The sequence below is a fragment of the Comamonas aquatica NBRC 14918 genome, assembly GCF_000739875.1.
Taxonomy (GTDB): Bacteria; Pseudomonadota; Gammaproteobacteria; order Burkholderiales; family Burkholderiaceae_C; genus Comamonas; species Comamonas aquatica.
In genome coordinates this window covers 1-19920 of record NZ_BBJR01000045.1, presented here as the reverse complement: position 1 = coordinate 19920, position 19920 = coordinate 1, and the positions used below count along the sequence as shown (strand labels likewise).

Below are 19920 nucleotides of genomic sequence, written 5' to 3'. Positions count from 1 at the left end.
TGCGGCCACCGGCCCGGCATGGCGCCTACACTCGCGCACTATGACGCTGTTTTCGCCCTCCCGCTGGCACCTGGGGCTGGTGCTTGCTCTGGCCATCCTGCTGACGGGGTGCGCCGGTGTCACCGTCCGCACCACCGATCCCGCCACCTACCTGGCCGAGCGGCGCAGCGACGTGCTGACCTCGGGCGAACTCAGCCCCGCGGCGCAGGAAGCGCTGCGGGTGCTGGACCTGGACAGCAAGCGCTGCCTGGCCGACGTCCCCTGGTGCCACTACACGATCGCCACCGCCACCGGCCTGTACGACGAGCAGCGCATGGCGACGCTGGCCGAGCTATGGATCCTGCAGGCGCGCAAGGCGCAGCAGGTGCCCTCACTGCCCGGCACGCGCACCCCCGAGGATGTGCAGGCCTGGCTGGAAGCCGCACGCCACGCCTGGGCCTACCTGTTCTTCACCCAGCGCAAGCCCAGCGACCGGGCCTTCGAAGACCGCCAGGTCCAGGTGCGCGACTACTACAACCACGCCGTGCAGCAGGCGGTCACCGGCCTGTTCGCGCTGCGCGGCGAGGCCGCCCCGTCCGCGCCCATCACTCTGGGCAGCTGGCATCTGACCTCGGACTTCTCGGGTGTCTGGCTGCCCGCCAACAAGAACATCCCCAACGAACTGGTGCCTGCCACCTCGCTGCGCTTTTCCGGGCTGCGCAACCAGTACCGCCGCGATGGCTTCGGTGCCGAGCTGGTGGCCGTGTTCCAGAGCGATGCGGACCGCGATCTGGCACGCACCGCCCAGGGCATGCTGGAAGGCCCGCCACGCCCGCCCTACCAGGAGTCGCTGTTTCCCGCCGTCACCGTGGTGCTGAACTTTGCCGGACAGAGCCTGGAAGAGGTCCTGTCCACGCGCGAGGTGCAGTTGCAGGCCTTCGACCCCTACCGTGTCCGGCAGGTCGAGCTAGCCCGCACCCGGGTGCCGCTGGCGGGCAATTTTTCCTCGGGCTACGGGCTGTGGCTGGCGCGCTCCGGCTTTGCCACCCAGGCGCTGCGCACCCTGGTGGGGCTGAGCAACGGCATCGTGCGCCCCAGCATCTACCTGATGCAGCCCTACGACCCGAACCGGCGCACCATCGTCATGCTGCACGGACTGGCCAGCAGCCCCGAGGCCTGGATCAACGTGGCCAACGAGGTGCTGGGCGACGAGAACCTGCGCCGCAACTACCAGATCTGGCAGGTCTACTACCCCACCAACGCCCCGCTGGCGCTCAACAACCAGGCAATTCGCCAGGCCTTGCAGCGCACGCTGCAGCACTTTGACCCGCAGGGCACGGCGCGTGCCTCGCAGGACATCACCCTGGTGGGGCACAGCATGGGTGGGGTACTGGCCCGCCTAATGGTCAGCAGCACCCAAGGCCAGGTGCTGGCGTCCATCACCGACACCTACGGTCTGGACCCAGACCAGTTGGACGAACAGCTGCGGCCCTTTGTCGAATTCGAACCCGTGCCCCAGGTCAGCAGCGCCATCTTCATCGCGGCCCCGCACCGCGGCACGGACTTTGCCAACAACCGCATCGCGCGCTGGGTGTCCAACTTGATCACGCTGCCGTTCTCCATGGTCGAGCAGTTCGCCGACCTCACGCGCCAGCTGGCCCATGCCTCGCCACGCATCGGCAAGGACTCGCTGCTGCGCATTCCCAACAGCATCGACAACCTCAGCGACGCGGACGAGTACGTGCGCCTGATGGCCAACCTACCGATCAGCCCCCGCGTGCGCTACCACTCCATCATTGGCAACGACACACCCAACCTGCCGCTGGCCGACAGCAGCGATGGCATCGTGCCCTACCGCAGCGCCCACCTCGAGGGGGCCGCCTCGGAGCTGATCGTGCCCTTCAGCCACAGCGTGCAGGAGCACCCGCGCGCCATCGTGGAAATCCGCCGCATCCTGCACAACCAACTGCTGCCAAGCAACGCCCCAAGCAAGCCATAAGTCCAGATGGGTCAAGGGTCCACCCGCGCAATCCCGCCACAATTTTCGACATGGAACCCCACATGCCCCCCCCCTCTCCGCGCATCAAGGGCTGGTGCCCGGGCGCCTGGCAACCCATGGCCTCGGGCGATGGGCTGGTCGTGCGCGTGCGCCCCCCGCTGGGCCGATTGAGCGCGGCGCAGGCCGTGTTGCTGGCGGACCTGGCCACCCGCTATGGCAGCGGAACGCTGGAACTGTCGAACCGTGCGAATGTCCAGTTGCGCGGTGTGGACCCGCAGCAGCACGGCGCCGTGCTGCAGGCCCTGGCCGCGGCGCAGCTGCTGGATGCCGACGCCCGCCAGGAGCAGCTGCGCGCCATCGTGATCGACCCGCTGCACCAGCCCGGCGACGGGGTGCTGGCCAGCGCCCAGGCCCTGCAATCCGCGCTGCAACAGGCACCGGAAGAAGTGCTGCAGGGCCTGCCGGCCAAATTCGGCTGGCTCGTCGCTGGTCCGCAGCACGCCCTGCTGGCCACGGTCCCTGCCGATGTGCGCCTGCTGTGCCTGCCCGCAGAGCACGGCGCACCAGCGCCCCATCGCTGGCGGGTCCAGCCCGAGGGTGTGGACCTGGCCCTGGCCGCCCCCACGCTGGAGCACGCCATCGCCTGCGTGCTGCTGCTGGCCGGCTGGAGTGCCGCACAGGCGCGCCAGCGCCGCGCCCAAGGGCTGCACCCCGGGCGCATGGCCAGCCAGCTGGCGGCCTACCACAGCCAGCACCAGCGCCTGCCCGACTGGCCCCTGCCCCCAGGGGTGCGCTGGCACACCCCGCCTGTGCCCCACCTGGGTGGCGATGCGGAGCCCGCACCGGGCTGGACGGCCGCGACCGGCTATCTGGTCGCAGCGCCCCTGGGGCGCGTTTCCGCCCCCGCGCTGGCCCGGCTGGCCCAGGCCCTGCCGCACACCACCGGCGCACACGGCACGCCCCCGGGGCTGCGCATCACACCCTGGCGCATGCTGTGCATCGAAGGCGTAGCGTCCCCCACGGCAGACGAGTGGACACGGCAGGCCGGGCTGGACCAGGCGGCGCACTGGATCACCGCCCCCACCGATCCGCGCCTGCGCATCTCGGCCTGCACGGGTGCCCCGGGCTGCGACCAAGCCCTGACGCCCACACAAGCCCTGGCGCTGGACCTGGCACCGCAGGTGCCTGCTGGCAGCCACCTGCATGTCTCGGGCTGCGCCAAGGGCTGCGCGCGCCAGCGCCCGGCCACCGTCACGCTGCGCGCACAGCGCAGCACCGATGCCGAGGGCCGCGCCCACACCAGCTTCGCCGTGGTGCGCGAGGGCACGGCCGGCGATGCCGCCTGCCTGGAGCTGCCGGCGTCCGGCCTGCGCGACAATCCACGCTTGTTCTCCGAAAAGATTGCATGGCTCACGTCTACGAAACCCATGGCGCCGAAATCTACCGCCAGTCCTTTGCCACCATCCGCCGCGAAGCCGATCTGACGCGCTTCACCCCGGGGGAGGAGCGCGTCGCGGTGCGCATGATCCATGCCGCCGGCATGGTCGAACTCGCCCCCCACATCCAGTTTTCCCCCGACCTGTTCGCCGCCGGGCAGCAGGCCCTGCTGGACGGCGCCCCCATCCTGTGCGATGTGCGCATGGTCAGCGAGGGCATCACGCGCTCGCGCCTGCCGGCCAACAACCCCGTCATCTGCACCCTGCAGGACCCCGGCGTGGCCGAACTGGCCGCCCGCATGCACAACACCCGCAGCGCTGCCGCGGTCGAGCTGTGGCGCCCCCACCTGGCCGGTGCCGTGGTCGCCATCGGCAACGCCCCCACCGCGCTGTTCCACCTGCTGAACATGCTGCAGCAGCCCGACTGCCCGCGCCCCGCGGCCATCATCGGCTGCCCCGTGGGCTTCATCGGTGCCGCCGAATCCAAGGAGGCACTGATGCAGGACCTGCCCGTGCCCGCCATGATCGTGCGCGGCCGCCTGGGCGGCTCGGCCATGACCGTGGCCGCCGTCAACGCCCTGGCCAGCCATGTTGAATAAGCCCGCGATGGTGGCCCCCACGGGCGTGGTCTGCGTGGGCCTGGGCCCCGGTGACCCGGAACTCATGAGCGTCAAGGCCGACCGCCTGGTGCGCCAGGCGCGCCATGTGGCCTTCTTCCGCAAGCCCGGCCGCCCCGGCAAGGCGCGCCAGGCCGTGCAAGGCCTGCTGGCTGACGATGTGGTCGAGTACGCCATGGAATACCCCGTCACCACCGAACTGCCGGTGGACAGCGAGGCCTATGTGCAGCAGCTGTCGCGCTTCTACGACCAGTGGTGCGAACGGCTGGCCGAGCTGGCCCGCCAGACGCAGGTGGTGGTGCTGTGCGAGGGCGACCCCTTCCTCTACGGCTCCTTCATGCACCTCTACACCCGCCTGCAGGCGCGCGGCGACGTGCCCGTGGACGTGGTGCCCGGCATCCCCGGCATGGTGGGCTGCTGGCATGCCACCGGCACCCCCATCACCTGGGGCGACGACGTGCTGAGCGTCATGACCGGCACGCTGTCCGAGGACGAGCTGGTGCGCCGCATGCAGACCGCCGACGCCCTGGTCATCATGAAGGTGGGGCGCAACCTGCCGCGCATCCGCCGCGCACTGCAGCGCTGCGGCCGCACCGAGGCCGCCTGGCTGGTGGAAAACGGCACCACCGCCCAGCAACAGGTCCAGCGCCTGCAGGACGTGGGCGATGCGGCCTGCCCCTACTTCGCCATCGTCCTGGTCCATGGCCAGGGCCGCCGCCCGGAGGCCGCATGGTGAGCCCCGCCGGACGCCTGAGCATCGTCGGCCTGGGCCCCGGGGCCCTGCCGCAAATCACCCCCGAGGTGTGCGCCGCCCTGCAGCAGGCCACCGACGTGATTGGCTATGTCCCCTACGTGGAGCGCGCCCGCGCCCTGCTGCAGGCCCAGGCCGCGGCGGACGTGGACGCCATCCGTTTCCACGCCTCGGACAACCGGGTCGAGATCGACCGCTCGCGCCATGCGCTGGCGCTGGCCGCGCAAGGCCACCGCGTGGTCGTCGTCTCCTCGGGGGACCCCGGGGTGTTTGCCATGGCCAGCGCCGTGCTGGAAGCCGTGGACCACGCCACGCCCGCCGAAGCCGCGCTGTGGCACACGCTGGACATCCAGGTGCTGCCCGGCATCACCGCCATGCTGGCGGCCGCCGCGCGCGCCGGGGCCCCCCTGGGCCATGACTTTTGCTGCATCAACCTGTCGGACAACCTCAAGCCCTGGTCCGTGATTGCCAAACGCGTGCAACTGGCGGCCGAGGCCGACTTTGCCATGGCCTTCTACAACCCGCGCTCCCTCAGCCGGCCCGAAGGCTTCAACCGCCTGCTGGCGCTGCTGCGCACGCACTGCGAACCCGAACGCCTGCTGGTCTTTGCCCGCGCTGTCTCCACGCCCGAAGAGCGGCTGACGGTGTGCGCCCTGCAGGACGTGCAGCCCGAGATGGCCGACATGCGCACCGTGGTGCTGGTCGGCAACAGCACCACGCGCCGCGTGGGGCCGTGGATCTACACCCCGCGTTCCTACGGCAGGGACGCGGTGGCGCCGGGCACGGTGGCATGAGCCAGCCAGTGCATCACCGCGTCCACCTGGTCTGTGGACGCGCGCGCCGGCACCTGCGGGCGCTGCACCATGATGACGCGCAGGCCCAGGGCCCGCGCCGCCTCCAGCTTGCCGCGCGTGGCCTCGCCCCCGGCGTTCTTGGTCACCAGCCATTCGATGCCGTGGGTGGCCAGCAAGGCGCGCTCCGCCTCGGCATCGAAAGGGCCGCGCGCTACCAGCACCATAGCACCCTGCACAGGCAGGGAGCCCACTTCCGGCATATCCACCACCCGCAGCAGATACTGGTGCTGCGGCACATGGCTGAATGCCGCCAGCTGCTTGCGGCCCACGGCCAGGAAGACGCGGGCCGGCGCCACCGGCAAGGCGCGGGCGGCGGCGTCCATGTCGGCCACCATCTGCCAGCGGTCGCCGGCCTCGGGCTGCCAGGCGGGGCGTTCCAGCGCCAGCAAGGGCGTGCCGGTCTGGGCGCAGGCCGCGCAGGCATTGCGGCTCATCTCCGCGGCAAACGGGTGGGTGGCATCCACCACGTGGCTGATGCCCTGGCTGCGGATGAACTGCACCAGCCCCTCCACCCCGCCAAAACCGCCGCAGCGCGTGGGCAGGGGCTGGGCGGCGGGCTGGCGGGTGGCGCCCGCATACGAAAACACCGCGGGCACCGCGGCCTGGTGCAGGCGGCGGGCCAGCAAGCTGGCATCGCTGGTGCCACCCAGCAGGAGAACATGTGTCATGGCTGATCCGTGGCTGACCTTGGTCGGAATGAACGAAGACGGGCTGGAAGGCCTGAGCGCTCCGGCACGCCGTGCCGTGGAAGCGGCACACACCATTTTCGGTGCTCCACGCCACTTGGAGTTGGCCCAGGCCGGCGCGCGGGGCCGCGCCTGGCCCATCCCCTTTGATCCCACCCCCGTCCTGGCCTTGCGCGGCCAGCCGGTGGTGGTGCTGGCCTCGGGCGACCCGTTCTGGTTTGGGGCCGGGGGCACGCTGGCCCAGCATCTGCCGCCCCACGAATGGAACTGCCACGCCCAAAGCGCCACATTTTCGCTGGTGGCCGCCCGCCTGGGATGGCGGCTGGAACACAGCGTGTGCCTGGGCCTGCACGCCAGCCCCGTGGCGCAGGTGCTGCCGCAGCTGCGGGCTGGGCGCCAGCTGATCGTGCTGCTGCGCGACGGCGCCGCCGTGGCGGACTTTGCCGACTGGCTGCAGGCCGAAGGCTGGGGCCGCAGCACACTGTGGGTGCTGGAGGCCGTGGGTGGCCCGCGCGAACGCTGCCGCATGCTGGCGGCCGACGCCGTCGCCACCACCCTGGCCGAAGACCCGGCGCAATCGCCGGTCTGCGTCGCCGTGCTGGCGCACAGTGCGCAGCAGGAAGGCCTGCCCACCACCCCGGGCCGGCCCGACGCCTGGTACGCCCACGATGGCCAGATCACCAAGGCCCCCATCCGCGCCATGACGCTGGCCGCCCTGGCGCCGCGCCACGGCCAATGCCTGTGGGACATCGGCGGGGGCTCCGGTTCGGTCTCGGTGGAGTGGTGCCTGGCCGGGGGCCAGGCAATCACCATCGAGCAGCACGCCACGCGCGTGGCCAACATCACGCGCAACGCCCAACGTTTTGGCCTGCAGCAAGCGCTGCGCTGCATCCACGGCACGGCACCCCAGGCCTTGCAGGATCTGCCGCGGCCACAGGCCGTGTTTGTGGGCGGCGGCTTCGATGCCGCCCTGTTTGCACACCTGCAGGCGGCCATGCCCACGGGCTGCCGCCTGGTGGTCAACGGCGTGACGCTGGAAACCCAGGCCCTGCTGGTCCAGCTGCACGCCAGCCACGGCGGACAGTTGCAGCGGCTGGAGCTGTCCAGCGTGGAGGCCCTGGGCCGCATGCGCAGCTGGAAGGCCGCGCGCCCGCTGGTGCAATGGGTGTGGCAGCGGTGAGCGCCACGCAGCCCCTGGTGGCGGGCCTGGGCCTGCGCGCCACGGCCCGTGCGGACCACCTGCAGGCGCTGTGGCAGCAGGCCTGCGACTGGCTGGTGCAGCAACCCGACTGGCCGGCGGGCCAGGTACCGACCGTAACCACCCTGGCCGTGCTGGCGCACAAGGCCGGCCACCCGGCCCTGCAGGCCTGGCGCGCGCAACTGCCGTGGGCCACGCACCTACTGGCCCTGCCGCCGGCGCAGCTGGCCGGCCAGCCGGTGCCCACCCAGTCGGCGCGCCTGCTGGCGCGCTATGGCACGGGCAGCGTGGCAGAAGCCGCCGCGCTGATCGCCGCCGGCCCGGGCGCACGGCTGTGGCGGCCGCGCTGGGTGGCTGCCGACGGCTGCGCCACGCTGGCGCTGGCCTGCGCCGCCCCGTCTTTTGATTGTGTATCCGGAGAGGCCCTGGCCTCTCCCCTTGAGGAGTAACGGCATGACCGTGCATTTCATCGGCGCCGGCCCCGGCGCCGCCGACCTGATCACCGTGCGCGGGCGCGACCTGATGGCCCGCTGCCCGGTGTGCCTGTATGCCGGGTCGCTGATCCCGCGCGAACTGCTGGCGCACTGCCCGCCGGGCGCGCGCATCGTCAACACCGCGTCCATGGACCTGGACCAGATCGTGGCGGAAATCCAGGCCGCCGAGGCCCAGGGCCAGGACGTGGCCCGCCTGCATTCGGGCGATCTGTCCGTCTGGTCGGCCATGGGCGAGCAGCTGCGCCGCCTGCGCGAGCTGGGCATTGCCTACAGCGTCACGCCCGGCGTGCCCTCGTTCGCCGCCGCGGCCGCCACGCTGGGCGCCGAGCTGACCCTGCCCGGCCTGTGCCAGTCCCTGGTGCTGACGCGCACCTCGGGCCGCGCCACCGCCATGCCCGAGGGCGAGAACCTGGCCGCCTTTGCCGCCACCGGCGCGGTGCTGGCCATCCACCTGTCCATCCACGTGGCCGAGAAGGTGCAGGCCGAGCTGCTGCCCCACTACGGCGCCGACTGCCCCGCCGCCATCGTCTGGCGCGCCAGCTGGCCCGATGAGACCGTGGTGCGCACCACCGTGGGCCAGCTGGCCCAGGCCGTGTCCAGCCGCATGGAGCGCACGGCCATCATGCTGGTGGGCCGCAGCATCAGCGCCGAAGACTTTGGCGAAAGCCGCCTCTACGCCGCCGACTACGACCGCCGCTACCGCCCCCTGGGCACCGAGCCGCGCTTCCCCGCTGCCGACACCGCCGTGGACACCGCCACCGACCGCCCGCTGGGCCACGACGCGGCATGAGCCGCCCCCTGCCCCCCGTGGCCCTGACGCTGATCGGCATTGGCACGGGCAACCCCGACCACCTCACGCGCCAGGCACTGCAGGCCATGCGCGCGGCCGACCTGATCCTGCTGCCGCACAAGGGCGAGGACAAGGCCGAGCTGGCCGCGCTGCGCCAGTCGCTGTGCGATGCCGTGCTGGCCGACGTGCCCACGCCGCCGCGCGTGGCCGGCTTTGACATGCCTGTGCGCCGCAGCCAGGGCGAGGACTACCTGGCCCAGGTGGACGAATGGCATGCCGCCATCACCCGCCGCTGGCAGGCGACGATGGCCCAGGCGCTGGCCGACGGGCTGCAGCCGCGCCAGGCCGAAGGACCACTGCACGTGGCCCTCCTGGTCTGGGGCGACCCCTCGCTGTACGACAGCACGCTGCGCATCGCCGCGCGCATGCAGCCGCCGCCCGTGCAGGTGCATGTGGTGGCCGGCATCACCGCCATCCAGGCCCTGACCGCCGCCCACGCGCTGGCGGTGAACGAGATCGGCCAGCCCTTCACCGTGACCACCGGTCGCCAGCTGCGCGACCACGGCTGGCCCGCCGGGGTGGACACCGTGGTCGTCATGCTGGATGGGCAGTGCAGCTTCACCCACATGCCGCCGGCGCTGGCGCAGGACGTGGACATCTGGTGGGGCGCCTACGTGGGCATGGCCCAGCAGGTGCTGGACCACGGCCCGCTGACCGAGGCCGGCGCGCGCATCCTGGCCACGCGCGCCGCCGCGCGCGCGCAGCACGGCTGGATCATGGACATCTACCTGCTGCGCCGCCGCAGCGCGGCAGCCCCTGCCACGGCGTTTAGCTCTTGAAAAAGTAGCAAATACCTATGATTTAACAAGGACTTCCAGCCTATTTCGGTTGGAAGTCCTTTTTTTGGGTGCGCCAAGCGCTCTGTTTTTTTGCGTGCGACGCAGACCGTCCCTGGACCGTCCACCCAGGGTGGACAGCCACCCTGCGCACCGACGCCGCAGGCCACGCTGGGCGGGGCACCCTCGCCCGCCCGTACGCAGGGCGCCGCCGCGCTCGATGCAGAAGCTAGAAAACAAGATTAAGCGATTGATATAAAACAACTTTATTTTTTAATAATTTTAAATGGGCACACATATGGGCACACGCATCTGACCTGCCCCTTTTGGAAGGCTTTTCTTCACGAGCACACATAGAGGCGAAATTTCTGGATTAGGCACCGCTCAACGTTCTGAACACCTTCCCGCGGGCGCTCATGATGTTGCGTGGCTTTCCACGCTTGCGTCCAGCTAACCCCAAAAGCGGGCGCTGGCGCAGTTGTCTGGCCACTGGCACCGGATTGATGTTTGGTTGGTTAAAAGTGCTGCCTCAGTTTGCTGGTTTCTCGCAATCCAGTTTGCTGGTTTCCAGCAAACTAGGTTGCTGCTTTCACGCAAACTAGATTGCTGCTTTTCTGCAATCTGGAATACAGGGTGAAGCGAATCAAAGAAGCGCCGTCGGCACGCCTACCCGGTTGGAGCCTGCCTACCGCTGCCCAACGCCCGATATAGGTCAAGCGCTGCGTTCTGCCGGTCCAGCAGCAGCGAAACAAACAGAGCCTGGGCCGAGAACAGGCTGTTGCGCGCGCAAATCTCAACCAGCACCGTGCTTTGCAAGCAGCTGAACACTGCATTGCCATCATCTGAGCTGTCCGCGACAATACTTTCAGTGCTCGCTCCCAGGCCGTCACGCGTAGGTGTAGTGGCGGTTTGCGCAGGCTTCTTGGAATCAAATCCTTCCTTTTGGCCACCGGGCACCCGAATCTGAAAGCCGGTCAGCATCCACGCATTGTTGCCACCCGACCGGACCAAAATAGCGCGCTGCCCCTGGTAGTCCAAGTGCAGGGGTAGAGTTACCCACCTCGATCCGGCGCGCTTCCTCCCCCTTCGCAATGGTCTGTACCAGGCCTTCTTCCAGCAGCTGGATAGCCTCTTGGCGTGTCATGCCGTCCTTGGCCTGGCGTTGCGCCAGGATGTGGGCGATCCCGCGCTTGTCATCCCCCCACACGAAGTCTACCCAGCCCAGGCCCGCGCGGTGCATGGCGCGGGCCGGCAGGATGTAGTCACGAATGATTTCGGCGTCGGACAGCGCCAGCGAACGGAAGCCGGGCACATGCTGGCGCAGCCAGGAGCGAATCGCGACGATGGCGCGGTTGCACGAAATTCAGCTTGGGCGTGGTCTGCGCCATTTCGGCCAGGACTTCTTCGGCCGCCACGCGGCGGCACAGGTCGATACCACCACGCAGGCCGTATTCCTGAATCTTGGTATCCACCAGAGCCCGGAGCATCGTGGCGATCTGGTTCAGGACGGGCGCCAGCTGCTGGTCAAACAATCCATCGTGTCCAAGCACCCCACTCGCCAGCATGCGGTCGGTGTCGTTCAGCTTGATTTCCATCGCACAGTGACCCACCAGCCACCAACAATCTAGCGCAGCATTTCCAAGTTTTTGTACCTTGGAAATGTCAAGTTTTGTCTGGTTCTCATGGGGTTGGGTTTTAAGCCGTGCCTTTCCGTTCAGTTTGTCGGTTCTTCCTGGGGCGACCGCCTTTCTTTCCATTACGGCGGCTGGCAGCCTTGCCCTTTTTGGTTTTGGGCCCCGTGGACAAGCCACCATGCAACTTGCAGCGTCCGCCGCGATACAGGACCTTGCTTTTGCAGGGAGTGCCCTTGCGCGTCCTCGCGCCACAGCAGTCGCTGTGGAGATGGAAGGACGCAGGTTCGTGATCAGCGCTCTGATTGCCAGGTGCTGGTGCCGGTAAGGCATGTGGTTGAGTGGGGTGGTGCATGGGTGCCTCTGTCTTGCAATTGAACGTACTTGTGTGTCGTCCAATCTCAGGGAATCCGGGCATTGAGCAGCCACCATTTCAAAAGCACGCAGTTCAGCGGCACTGTCGCCACCAGCCAACTGGTGCGTTGAAGAGTCGGTTGCGGGTACTTTGCGGCCGGCCACGATGGGATTGGTGCTGCCCGTACCCTGGTGACGCTTGCCTGGAGTACCGATCGAGGCTGGGCCAGGATGCCAAGGCTGGTATGGATGGGCCAAGTGGGAGCAGCGCCAGCAAACCCTACAGAGCATAGGGTTCGCTTTTGCAGGGCTGGCAACTTCAGCCCAATCACGACATGCATGGGAGGCGAGGAACTGCAAGTGGCTTCTGAGATGGCACGGGCGCCAGCCGCACTGGCCGCAGGCTTGGACCGTGCAGGTGCCGTAATGTGGGCGCGTTGGTATTCCGGGCTTTGGCGATAGCGTTCCGCAGCCGCGCCACGGAGCTTGGTGATGGGCTTGGTTAAAATCTCCGCCATCGTTTTCGTGCGCTTGGGGCGGCAACGAGGGCGAGGCGGACTCAGGGTGTCGGCGGGCCCCAACGTCGGGGCCAGGGCTGCATAAAACTGCTGGGGGGCTTCTTCGATACAGTTGCGAAGCAGTTGGGCCACGCAACTTTCCCACATCGGGTCCTTGCGGTGCTGGAGTGCGCGAATGACTTCCCCGGCCATTTGTTCTGCCGTCAGCGCCATCTCGGAATGGTCCAGCAGGCCTAAAGCGGCTGCGTGGGGCTGCATGGTTTGTTCAAAGCGCGCCAAGCGCGCACGCAGCTGTGCTTTACCACCCAGTAAATCCGAGCCTTGCATCCGCCCGTGGACCAGGGGAACGATCAGCACATGCATGTGCTGTGCGCTTTCATCCTTGTGCACGACCGCGCTCAGGATGTTGGCGCTGCCAAACTCTGTGGCCATCCAGTCCAAAGCAGCTTGGAAGTACGCGGATTCGTCATCGCGGATGCCCACAGGCAGGCTGACCAAGGCCTCGATCAGGCGCACGGCATCCACCCGGAGCTTGTCGATCCCTGCTGCTTCCAGCTGTGCTTTGTAGGCAGCGTTGACCGCATCAGCCGTCTGGTGCCCGAGCAAGACGAGGTTGAGATGCTGCTGGCCTGGGGTGATGTTGGGCGTCAAAGCCAGCTCGCGCAGATTGTGCCGAGCCGCCCGCAGCGCTGCCGTGGGGCCCTTGAGCTTGGCAAAGCGCACCAGCAGGTTGGCAGAGCGTGTACGGCGGTCCATGTGCACGCGTGCCCCTCAAATGACTCCAGCCGTGACGAGCACGGCTGGGTGGAAGAGGGCCAGCGAACGCATGGCGGGGCCGCAGTTTAGTGGATACCCAAAACGCGGCGCAGCTCGGCGACCGACCAGGCCAAGCGGTTGTTGATGCGGGCAGGGCGCAGCGGCCCTGTTTCCTTGCAGGCCCACAGGCGCAGGGTCTGCTCGGAGCGGTTGAGGTGGAAAGCCGCCTCGGCGGTGGTGATGTGGGAGCGGGTTTCTTCGTCCAGGCAGCCTGCCATGCAGACCACAGCACCAGTGTCTGTGTTGATACGCGTGGAATCGCTACCACCGTGGAAGCGGCACTCCGAGGTCTTCCGGTTTCCACGGCCCGTCGGTTTCAGCCCTTGCACTTCATCAAAAGTCGAAGCCTTCGGCAGGAGGTCACGATCAAAATTCATGATCGCCCCCTTACTTCTGGCGGCTGGCAGCAACGCGCGCTGTCAACCACTCATCTACTTCCGATTCAACCCAGCCGACGGCCTTGGCACCCACGGAGATGGGTTTGGGAAAGGTGGAGTCGAAATCCCCCGGGCGCTTGGGGTTCCAACGCATCTTGGCGTAGATGCTGGAACGCGACAGCCCTGTGCGCGCCTCCAGTTGTTTGCGACGAATGATGGTCAGCGCTTTGGTAGTTGGTGCGGCCATTTCTTACCTCCTAGAGATTCAGAAAGCCGATGCGTTCTGCACCGGCACGGCCGCAGTCTCGAAAAATTTTCCCGATCGCCTAACCCCTGATAAAGCGCTTTATCAGGGGTTGCTTATGCAAACAGATTTTCCAAAACAGACGCAGGGAAGCCATTGAAAACATCCTGGTACTTGATATAGGCCTTCTCTACCGCCTTGTCCCCAGCATCCGCACTGTGAAAACGATTCGCTGCCTCACCGATTGCCTCCAGCTTGGTTTGTCCTTGACGGCGTGCCCACACGACATAGGCAGCACAGCGAATATCACGGAGCTCCGTATCCTCGCGCTGGTGTTTTCCACGGGGCAGCGTGAACCCAAAGGCTTGTTCCGGCGTGGACCGCTTTCTCTGCTTGTGCCACTCGTCCGTGTCATCGCACAAACGTCCCATGACGATGCGAAAGTACCGAATGAACAACGGGTCCTGTATCGACACCACATCGGCATCTTTCAGCCGCTGGTTGAAATACTCTGCCAATTGCAGCGCCAGCTCTGGATCATGCCCTGCCTCGAAATTGCACAGCGCAGCATCCAACCCCTCGTCACTGCTGAGATCCCACTTCATCGTTTTCCTTTCGTTGTCAGTTTGGTGTGCATTCGGACAATTCACATCCACGCTGCCGCATCGGCCTAACAGCTCTCTGCTGCAAACGAACAGCGTCGATCATGACAAGCAGTGCAAGGCCTACATCGCCCACTCTTCACCCAGGGCATGCGCCTGACGCAGCACCAGTTCTACCGCCGCATCAGCCGCATCTGGTGGGTACTTGTACTTGCGCAAAACCCGCTTGACCATCAGCCTCAACTTGGCCCGCACGCTCTCGCGTTCATTCCAGTCCACGCTCAGGTTCTGGCGCAGGTTCTCGGTCAGCTCGTGGGCGATCTTCTTGAGGGTTTCATCGGTCAGCTCCCGCACCGCTGATTCATTGGTGGCCAGGGCGTCATAAAAGCGCACCTCGTCCTCGGTCAGACCCAGCAGCTCACCCCGGCTGGCGGCCTCGCGGAACTTCTTGGCCATCTCGACCAGTTCTTCCATCACCTGGGCGGTTTCAATCGAGCGGTTCTGGTAGCGCTTAATCACGTTGCCCAACAGATCGGAGAACTTCTTTTCCTGCACCACGTTGCTGCCAAAGCGGCTCTTGATTTCACCTTCCAGCAAGCGCTCCAACAACTCCACCGCCAGGTTCTTCTCTGGCAGGTTCTGCACCTGGGCAAGGAACTCATCGTCCAGCAGCCCAATATTGGGTTTGTCCAAACCCACGGCATCAAAGATGTCCACCACCTGATCGGACACCACGGCGTTGCTGATGATCTGGCGGATGGCTTCGTCGCGCTGTTCGTCGGTGCGCTTTTTGGCGGTGATGTCCCGTTTGGTCAAGATGACCTTCACAGCCTGCATGAAGGCCACTTCCTCGCGCACCGCCTTGGCTTCGTCAAGGGTGCAGCACAGCGAGAAGGCTTGGGTCAGTGCCAGGGTGGTATCGGCAAAGCGGCGTTTGCCGTCCTTGCCGCCTTCTTCCCGCAGGCCCAAGATATGGTTGGCTGCTCGGGCGAGGGTTTGATGCCCCCCGGTCAGGAAATCGCTGTAATCGCAGCCATGCAGCATGGATTGCAGGACATCGAGCTTCTCCATGAGGACGCTGTACGCCTCGCGGGCATCCACTGTGGGGGTGCCACGGCCTTTGCTGGCCGTGTACTCCTTCATGGCGGCTTTGAGTTCGTTGCCGATCCCGATGTAGTCCACCACCAGGCCGCCTTGTTTGCCCTTGAAGACGCGGTTCACCCGTGCAATGGCTTGCATGAGGTTGTGGCCCTTCATGGGCTTGTCCACGTACAGGGTGTGTACGCACGGGGCATCGAAGCCCGTGAGCCACATGTCGCGCACGATCACCAGGCGCAGCGGATCAGCGGGATCCTTGAAGCGTTTTTCCAGGCGTTTTTTGACCTTGCCGTCGTAGATATGGGGACGCAGCAGGGCTTTGTCGCTGGCAGAGCCGGTCATCACGATCTTGATAGCGCCTTTTTCTGGGTCGCTGTCGTGCCAGCCAGGGCGCAACTTGATGATCTCGTTGTACAGGTGCACGCAGATGTCGCGGCTCATGCCCACCACCATGGCTTTGCCCGATTGGGCGGTGCTGCGCTCTTCAAAGTGCGCCACCAGGTCAGCGGCCACGCTGGCCACACGGGGCTCGGCCCCAACGATTTTTTCCAGGGCGGCCCAGCGGCTTTTCAGTTTGGCTTGCTGGCTTTCTTCCTCGTCCTCGGCCAGTTCATCGACTTCGTCGTCGATGGCTGGCAGGTCTTCGTCTTTCAACCGCAGCTTGGCCAAGCGAGACTCGTAGTAGATGGCCACGGTAGCGCCATCTTCCTTAGCCTGCTGCATGTCGTACACATGGATGTACTCACCAAACACGGCGCGGGTGTCGTGGTCAGAGCTGCTGACCGGGGTGCCGGTAAAGCCCACAAACGTCGCATTGGGCAACGCATCGCGCAGGTGCTGGGCATAGCCTGCCTGGTACTTTTCTTCGCCAGGCTTGCCTTTGAGGGTCGCCTTGAAGCCATATTGGGTGCGGTGCGCTTCGTCGGCGATCACCACGATGTTGCAGCGCTCGGACAGCACGGGGAAGATGTCCTCATCCTCCCCCGGCATGAACTTCTGGATGGTGGCAAAAATGATGCCGCCCGAGGGACGATTGCCCAGCTTGGCACGCAGGTCTGGACGTGTCAGTGCCTGCGTGGGCTGTTCCCGCAACAGGTCTTGGGCCAGGCTGAACACGCCAAAGAGTTGACCATCCAAATCGTTGCGGTCGGTGATCACCACGATGGTGGGATTCTCCATCGCGGCTTCCTGCATCACACGGGCGGCAAAGCAGGTCATGGTGATGCTCTTGCCGCTGCCCTGGGTGTGCCATACCACCCCGCCCTTGCGGGATGCACCAGGCCGCGACGCGGCCACCACTTCTTCGATGGCAGCACGCACCGCGTGAAACTGGTGGTAGCCCGCGATCTTCTTAACCAGCTGTCCGTCGTCCTCGAACAGAACGAAGTAACGGATGTAGTCCAGCAGGTACTGGGGCGCCAGCACACCGCGCACCAGCGTTTGCAGTTCCTGAAACGGCCCCAGGGGATCGATGTTCACCCCATCAATCGTGCGCCAGGCCATGAAGCGCTCGGCGTTGGCAGACAGGGACCCCATCAAGGCATCGGTGCCGTCCGAAATCACCAGCACCTCGTTGTACTGGAACACGTCCGGGATCTGCTCCTTGTATGTCTCGATCTGGTCAAACGCCTTCCAGATGTTGGCGTTTTCATCGGCAGGATTCTTCAGCTCCAGCAGCGCCAGCGGCAGGCCGTTGACGAACAGAATGACGTCGGGGCGACGGGTTTTGTGCGGGCCTTTGATGGTGAACTGGTTGACGGCCCACCATTCGTTCTTCTCGGGGTGCGTCCAGTCAATCAGGCGCACGAAGTCGCCGCGTGTCTCTCCGTCCTTTTGATACTGGACCGGCACGCCGCCCACCAGCAGCTTGTGGAAGGCACGGTTGGCAGACAGCAGAGAGGGGATGCCCAGATCCAAAACCTGCTTGATGGCATCTTCACGGGCAGCCACGGGAATGCCTGGGTTCAGGCGGTTGATGGCCTCGCGCAGCCGAAAGGGCAGAACAACCTGGCGGTAGTCGGCGCGCTCGGGCGAAGACCCGTCGAAGGCGATGTCGGGCCCATACCGATGGGTGTAGCCCACATCCTCCAGCCAGGCCAGGGTTTCTTGTTCGAGTTGCTCTTCAGTCACGCTCAATCCCTCCAGTGCGGCACCACCCCATGGCTCCGCTTGTGTATTTCGGCGGGTCTACGCCCGGTACTCTCACCCCAGCAAGCACTCCGCATCTCAGCCAGACGGCCACATCCACAGTGGCTGCCAACGTAGCCAACGGCTGTCCTTGCTGCGGTCGTGATGGGTGCCATATCGATGCTCTTGGCAGTAATCCGGGCATTAGGCTAAACTTCGTAACTAAGTGGATTGGGGGTTCCTGGTCGGCGCTACAGCCTCGGTGGGTTCATCGGGGCTTTTCGCTTTCTGGGGTGGATAAATCACCAAGCCCACATCCTGATAGCCGGTGCCCACACAGGCACGGCCACCATCACAGTAGAACTTTTTCTTCAGCACATCGAACGCAAGGTTCGGCTGTGCAGGGCGCAGGTAATTCAAGCCGACGGGCCGAGCCACCAGGTCGGCCAGCTGCAAACCCGCCAAATTGGTCTTTTTGTCGGCGAACACCACGTCAAACGGCAACACCCGGTTGCCGGGGTTGTCGCCATCGCAGACACGGCGAAATTCCAACTCCAGCTCGGCATCTTCTTTCTTGCCACGGCACTCCACCACCACGTGGGTCTTCACGCCATCCTGCCCCTTCTCGGCCAGGAAACCACGCAGTGCCTCCAACCCCATACCCAGTGCAATGTGGTACGGATTGGTCAGTGTCCCAGCGGATCGGTGCATCCGTGCTTTGTCCACCACGCACGCAATCAGGATGAAGTTGCTGGCTTCCATGATTGAGGTCAGCCCCGCCATGAACGCATCGCGCGTGGGCCGATGCGCGAGAAAGGCGAAGTCGCCCTTCTGTTTGCGGATTTCGTTCTCGTGCAGAACCACGCTGTCATGACCAAAGTAGTTGAACTTCAGCTTCTCGACGGCCGGCACGATCTTTTCTGCGTAATGCCGTTTGTGAAAGACGCACAGCGCCAGCACGAACACCGGGTAGTCCCTGTCAATGCTGGCCAGGGAGTGGTCTCCGCTTTCATCCACATACACCACATAGTCGCTGAACCGGCGGCCCGCGGGTTCCTGCGGAGCCTGCTCAACGGGTATCGCCTCGACGGATTCAAACAGCGCGTATTGGGTACCTGCGGGGGTCATGGTGTGGGGTTGACGAAGTTCAGTGAATAAAAATGCCTGTAGCACTTATGGAGTAAGCGCAAGCAGCTATTAAAAATAAATCACTCATGCTGACAGCGTACCGCCCAAGGCGGCCTCGGTGGCGGCCAGCGCTTCGGGCAGGCGCAGCTGGCCGGAAATTAGGCGGGGGAGCAGGGTGTCGCGGAGGGTGGAAAGGGTTTGGGCTTTGCGCTCATTGACGGCAACACGTTGTTTGAGCGGGCGCACAAGCTCGTCAAAACTAGTCAACACCTTCATTGATGGCACGACGACGGACAAGCTGGCGAGTTTCGATCGCCCAAGTTCTGTCTGTCCAGTTGAGCCTTCTCCCATCGCTTCAATTTCAGGCTGTTTGCGCGCCATGAACTGCCCGAGATAGGGCCAACTTAGATCAGGCCCTGCGCGGACAACCGTGACGTGAGAGTCAACGATGATTGGCTCTGGCAGGTACAAAACTTGTGCCACCCGACCCAATGTGCCAACGCCTGTTGAGTTCACCAGCACATCGCCAACAGCTACTTCTCGACCGTCAATTTTCCGCTGTGAGGGGTCATGCCTACGCCCCTTGGCGAAGTCAACCGAAAAGTCTCGAATGCACTTTTGATTGAGGACAAGGACGCCCCCTACTTCGAGGTACTTGGGTGACAAACCGCGATTGAGGTAGCTACAAACCGAGCCAAGTGTTCCAACTCGCCACCCCCTCGGCACCTCCCCCAACTCCGACGTTTCAAACCCATCGGGAAACAGCGCTGCGGTGGCCTCGTCCATGCCTCCGGGCGCGCGGCCCTCCATCTTGGCGCGCACGGGGTCGAAATCTACGAACCAGGACTTGAACAGGGCCTGGGCGATGGCTTCGAGGGTGGCGTTGGTTTCGCGCAGGAGAGTGATGCGGTCGTCGAGGGCGCCTACAAGTCCTGCGATGGCTCGCTGCTCTATCGGAGAAGGAATCTGAGTTTCTATCGCATTCAGCGTGGTCTGATTAATCAAGGGTTGGCCAGAGCCGCTGCGCCAATTATTCAGATTTAGCTGCTTGAGAAGGTAATACAGAAAGCTGGGGTCGTTCTCTCCCTTCGCGGTTGCTCGGATCGCGTTATCCGTCACCCAGCAAGCTTCACTAGAAAAATGAACCGAGCCACAGTAGGAGCCGACACGGCCAATCACGATTGTGTTCGGCTGGGAGTTGAACTCCCGGGCTTTGCCAATCAACCCGTTTGACCCGAATACCGGAACAGGAGCAGCGTCTTCCCGATCTGGGCTGGTACGTCCGTTTGCAAAACTCAAGACTTCTTCAAGTCGTGTGAGACGCAGCTCAGAACTCATACCCCAGCCCTCCCAGCTTCGCCCGAATCACAGCATCCAGCTCTGTG

20 protein-coding genes are annotated in these 19920 nt (G+C 65.2%); 9 read left to right on the top strand and 11 right to left on the bottom strand.

Features of this window, described 5'->3' with window-relative positions:
• The first annotated feature begins 40 nt into the window (after nucleotides 1-40).
• From CA2_RS10140 to cobJ, 5 genes are all read left to right on the top strand, one after another.
• Nucleotides 41-1978, top strand: a complete 1938-nt coding sequence (locus CA2_RS10140; protein WP_042416255.1) for an esterase/lipase family protein — start codon at nucleotides 41-43, stop codon at nucleotides 1976-1978.
• Between the two features lie 62 nt (nucleotides 1979-2040).
• The gene (locus CA2_RS10135) at nucleotides 2041-3462 is read left to right on the top strand and encodes a ferredoxin-like domain-containing protein (protein ID WP_081888952.1); all 1422 of its coding nucleotides are present in this window, start codon (nucleotides 2041-2043) and stop codon (nucleotides 3460-3462) included.
• Nucleotides 3384-4013, top strand: coding sequence for a precorrin-8X methylmutase (locus CA2_RS10130; RefSeq protein WP_042416252.1), 630 nt, complete (start codon nucleotides 3384-3386; stop codon nucleotides 4011-4013). Before CA2_RS10135 ends, CA2_RS10130 begins: the two co-directional genes overlap by 79 nt.
• Nucleotides 4003-4767, top strand: coding sequence for a precorrin-2 C(20)-methyltransferase (cobI, locus tag CA2_RS10125; protein ID WP_042416250.1), 765 nt, complete (start codon nucleotides 4003-4005; stop codon nucleotides 4765-4767). Before CA2_RS10130 ends, cobI begins: the two co-directional genes overlap by 11 nt.
• Nucleotides 4761-5576, top strand: a complete 816-nt coding sequence (gene cobJ, locus CA2_RS10120; protein WP_042416247.1) for a precorrin-3B C(17)-methyltransferase — start codon at nucleotides 4761-4763, stop codon at nucleotides 5574-5576. The genes cobI and cobJ overlap by 7 nt, the downstream gene beginning before the upstream one ends.
• Here the strand turns inward: cobJ and CA2_RS10115 are convergent.
• Nucleotides 5537-6304 (bottom strand): cobalt-precorrin-6A reductase, encoded by a 768-nt coding sequence (locus CA2_RS10115; RefSeq protein ID WP_042416243.1) that lies wholly within the window; start codon nucleotides 6302-6304, stop codon nucleotides 5537-5539. The genes cobJ and CA2_RS10115 overlap by 40 nt on opposite strands.
• On the opposite strand from CA2_RS10115, the gene CA2_RS10110 reads away from it, so the two are divergent.
• Genes CA2_RS10110 through cobF form a run of 4 tightly spaced genes read left to right on the top strand, consistent with a single transcriptional unit; the run spans nucleotide 6303 to nucleotide 9643 of the window.
• Complete coding sequence (locus tag CA2_RS10110; protein WP_042416241.1) at nucleotides 6303-7502, top strand: bifunctional cobalt-precorrin-7 (C(5))-methyltransferase/cobalt-precorrin-6B (C(15))-methyltransferase; 1200 nt, start codon at nucleotides 6303-6305, stop codon at nucleotides 7500-7502. The two genes, CA2_RS10115 and CA2_RS10110, sit on opposite strands and share 2 nt — an antisense overlap.
• The gene (locus CA2_RS10105) at nucleotides 7490-7969 is read left to right on the top strand and encodes a cobalamin biosynthesis protein (RefSeq protein WP_245620929.1); all 480 of its coding nucleotides are present in this window, start codon (nucleotides 7490-7492) and stop codon (nucleotides 7967-7969) included. The genes CA2_RS10110 and CA2_RS10105 overlap by 13 nt, the downstream gene beginning before the upstream one ends.
• 4 nt (nucleotides 7970-7973) lie before the next feature.
• Nucleotides 7974-8804, top strand: coding sequence for a precorrin-4 C(11)-methyltransferase (gene cobM / locus CA2_RS10100; RefSeq protein ID WP_042416238.1), 831 nt, complete (start codon nucleotides 7974-7976; stop codon nucleotides 8802-8804).
• Nucleotides 8801-9643, top strand: a complete 843-nt coding sequence (gene cobF / locus CA2_RS10095; protein ID WP_042416235.1) for a precorrin-6A synthase (deacetylating) — start codon at nucleotides 8801-8803, stop codon at nucleotides 9641-9643. Before cobM ends, cobF begins: the two co-directional genes overlap by 4 nt.
• Before the next feature lie 925 nt (nucleotides 9644-10568).
• Here cobF and CA2_RS10090 read toward each other — a convergent pair.
• The 10 genes from CA2_RS10090 to CA2_RS10050 all read right to left on the bottom strand — a co-directional run bounded on the left by CA2_RS10090 (nucleotide 10569) and on the right by CA2_RS10050 (nucleotide 19873).
• Nucleotides 10569-10952, bottom strand: coding sequence for a putative barnase/colicin E5 family endoribonuclease (locus CA2_RS10090; protein WP_042416232.1), 384 nt, complete (start codon nucleotides 10950-10952; stop codon nucleotides 10569-10571).
• Nucleotides 10903-11397, bottom strand: a complete 495-nt coding sequence (locus CA2_RS18030; RefSeq protein ID WP_156106013.1) for a hypothetical protein — start codon at nucleotides 11395-11397, stop codon at nucleotides 10903-10905. Before CA2_RS18030 ends, CA2_RS10090 begins: the two co-directional genes overlap by 50 nt.
• The gene (locus CA2_RS18750; protein WP_081888947.1) at nucleotides 11336-11626 is read right to left on the bottom strand and encodes an HGGxSTG domain-containing protein; all 291 of its coding nucleotides are present in this window, start codon (nucleotides 11624-11626) and stop codon (nucleotides 11336-11338) included. The genes CA2_RS18030 and CA2_RS18750 overlap by 62 nt, the downstream gene beginning before the upstream one ends.
• A 46-nt stretch (nucleotides 11627-11672) precedes the next feature.
• A complete protein-coding gene (locus CA2_RS10080; protein WP_042416225.1) occupies nucleotides 11673-12899 on the bottom strand; it encodes a plasmid recombination protein in 1227 nt (408 codons plus the stop codon).
• Nucleotides 12900-12985: 86 nt separating this feature from the next.
• Entirely contained in the window at nucleotides 12986-13336 is a 351-nt protein-coding gene (locus tag CA2_RS18825) for a hypothetical protein (protein WP_369441217.1), read from the bottom strand.
• Between the two features lie 10 nt (nucleotides 13337-13346).
• Nucleotides 13347-13583 carry a helix-turn-helix transcriptional regulator gene (locus CA2_RS10070; protein WP_042416223.1) on the bottom strand — a complete coding sequence of 79 codons (237 nt, stop codon included), beginning with the start codon at nucleotides 13581-13583 and terminating at the stop codon, nucleotides 13347-13349.
• Between the two features lie 113 nt (nucleotides 13584-13696).
• Nucleotides 13697-14185 (bottom strand): hypothetical protein, encoded by a 489-nt coding sequence (locus CA2_RS10065; RefSeq protein ID WP_042416219.1) that lies wholly within the window; start codon nucleotides 14183-14185, stop codon nucleotides 13697-13699.
• A gap of 120 nt (nucleotides 14186-14305) precedes the next feature.
• Entirely contained in the window at nucleotides 14306-17410 is a 3105-nt protein-coding gene (locus CA2_RS10060) for a type I restriction endonuclease subunit R (RefSeq protein ID WP_042416374.1), read from the bottom strand.
• Between the two features lie 219 nt (nucleotides 17411-17629).
• A complete protein-coding gene (locus CA2_RS10055; protein WP_042416216.1) occupies nucleotides 17630-18535 on the bottom strand; it encodes a DUF3800 domain-containing protein in 906 nt (301 codons plus the stop codon).
• Nucleotides 18536-18619: 84 nt separating this feature from the next.
• Nucleotides 18620-19873 (bottom strand): restriction endonuclease subunit S, encoded by a 1254-nt coding sequence (locus tag CA2_RS10050; RefSeq protein ID WP_081888946.1) that lies wholly within the window; start codon nucleotides 19871-19873, stop codon nucleotides 18620-18622.
• Nucleotides 19874-19920 lie beyond the last annotated feature (47 nt).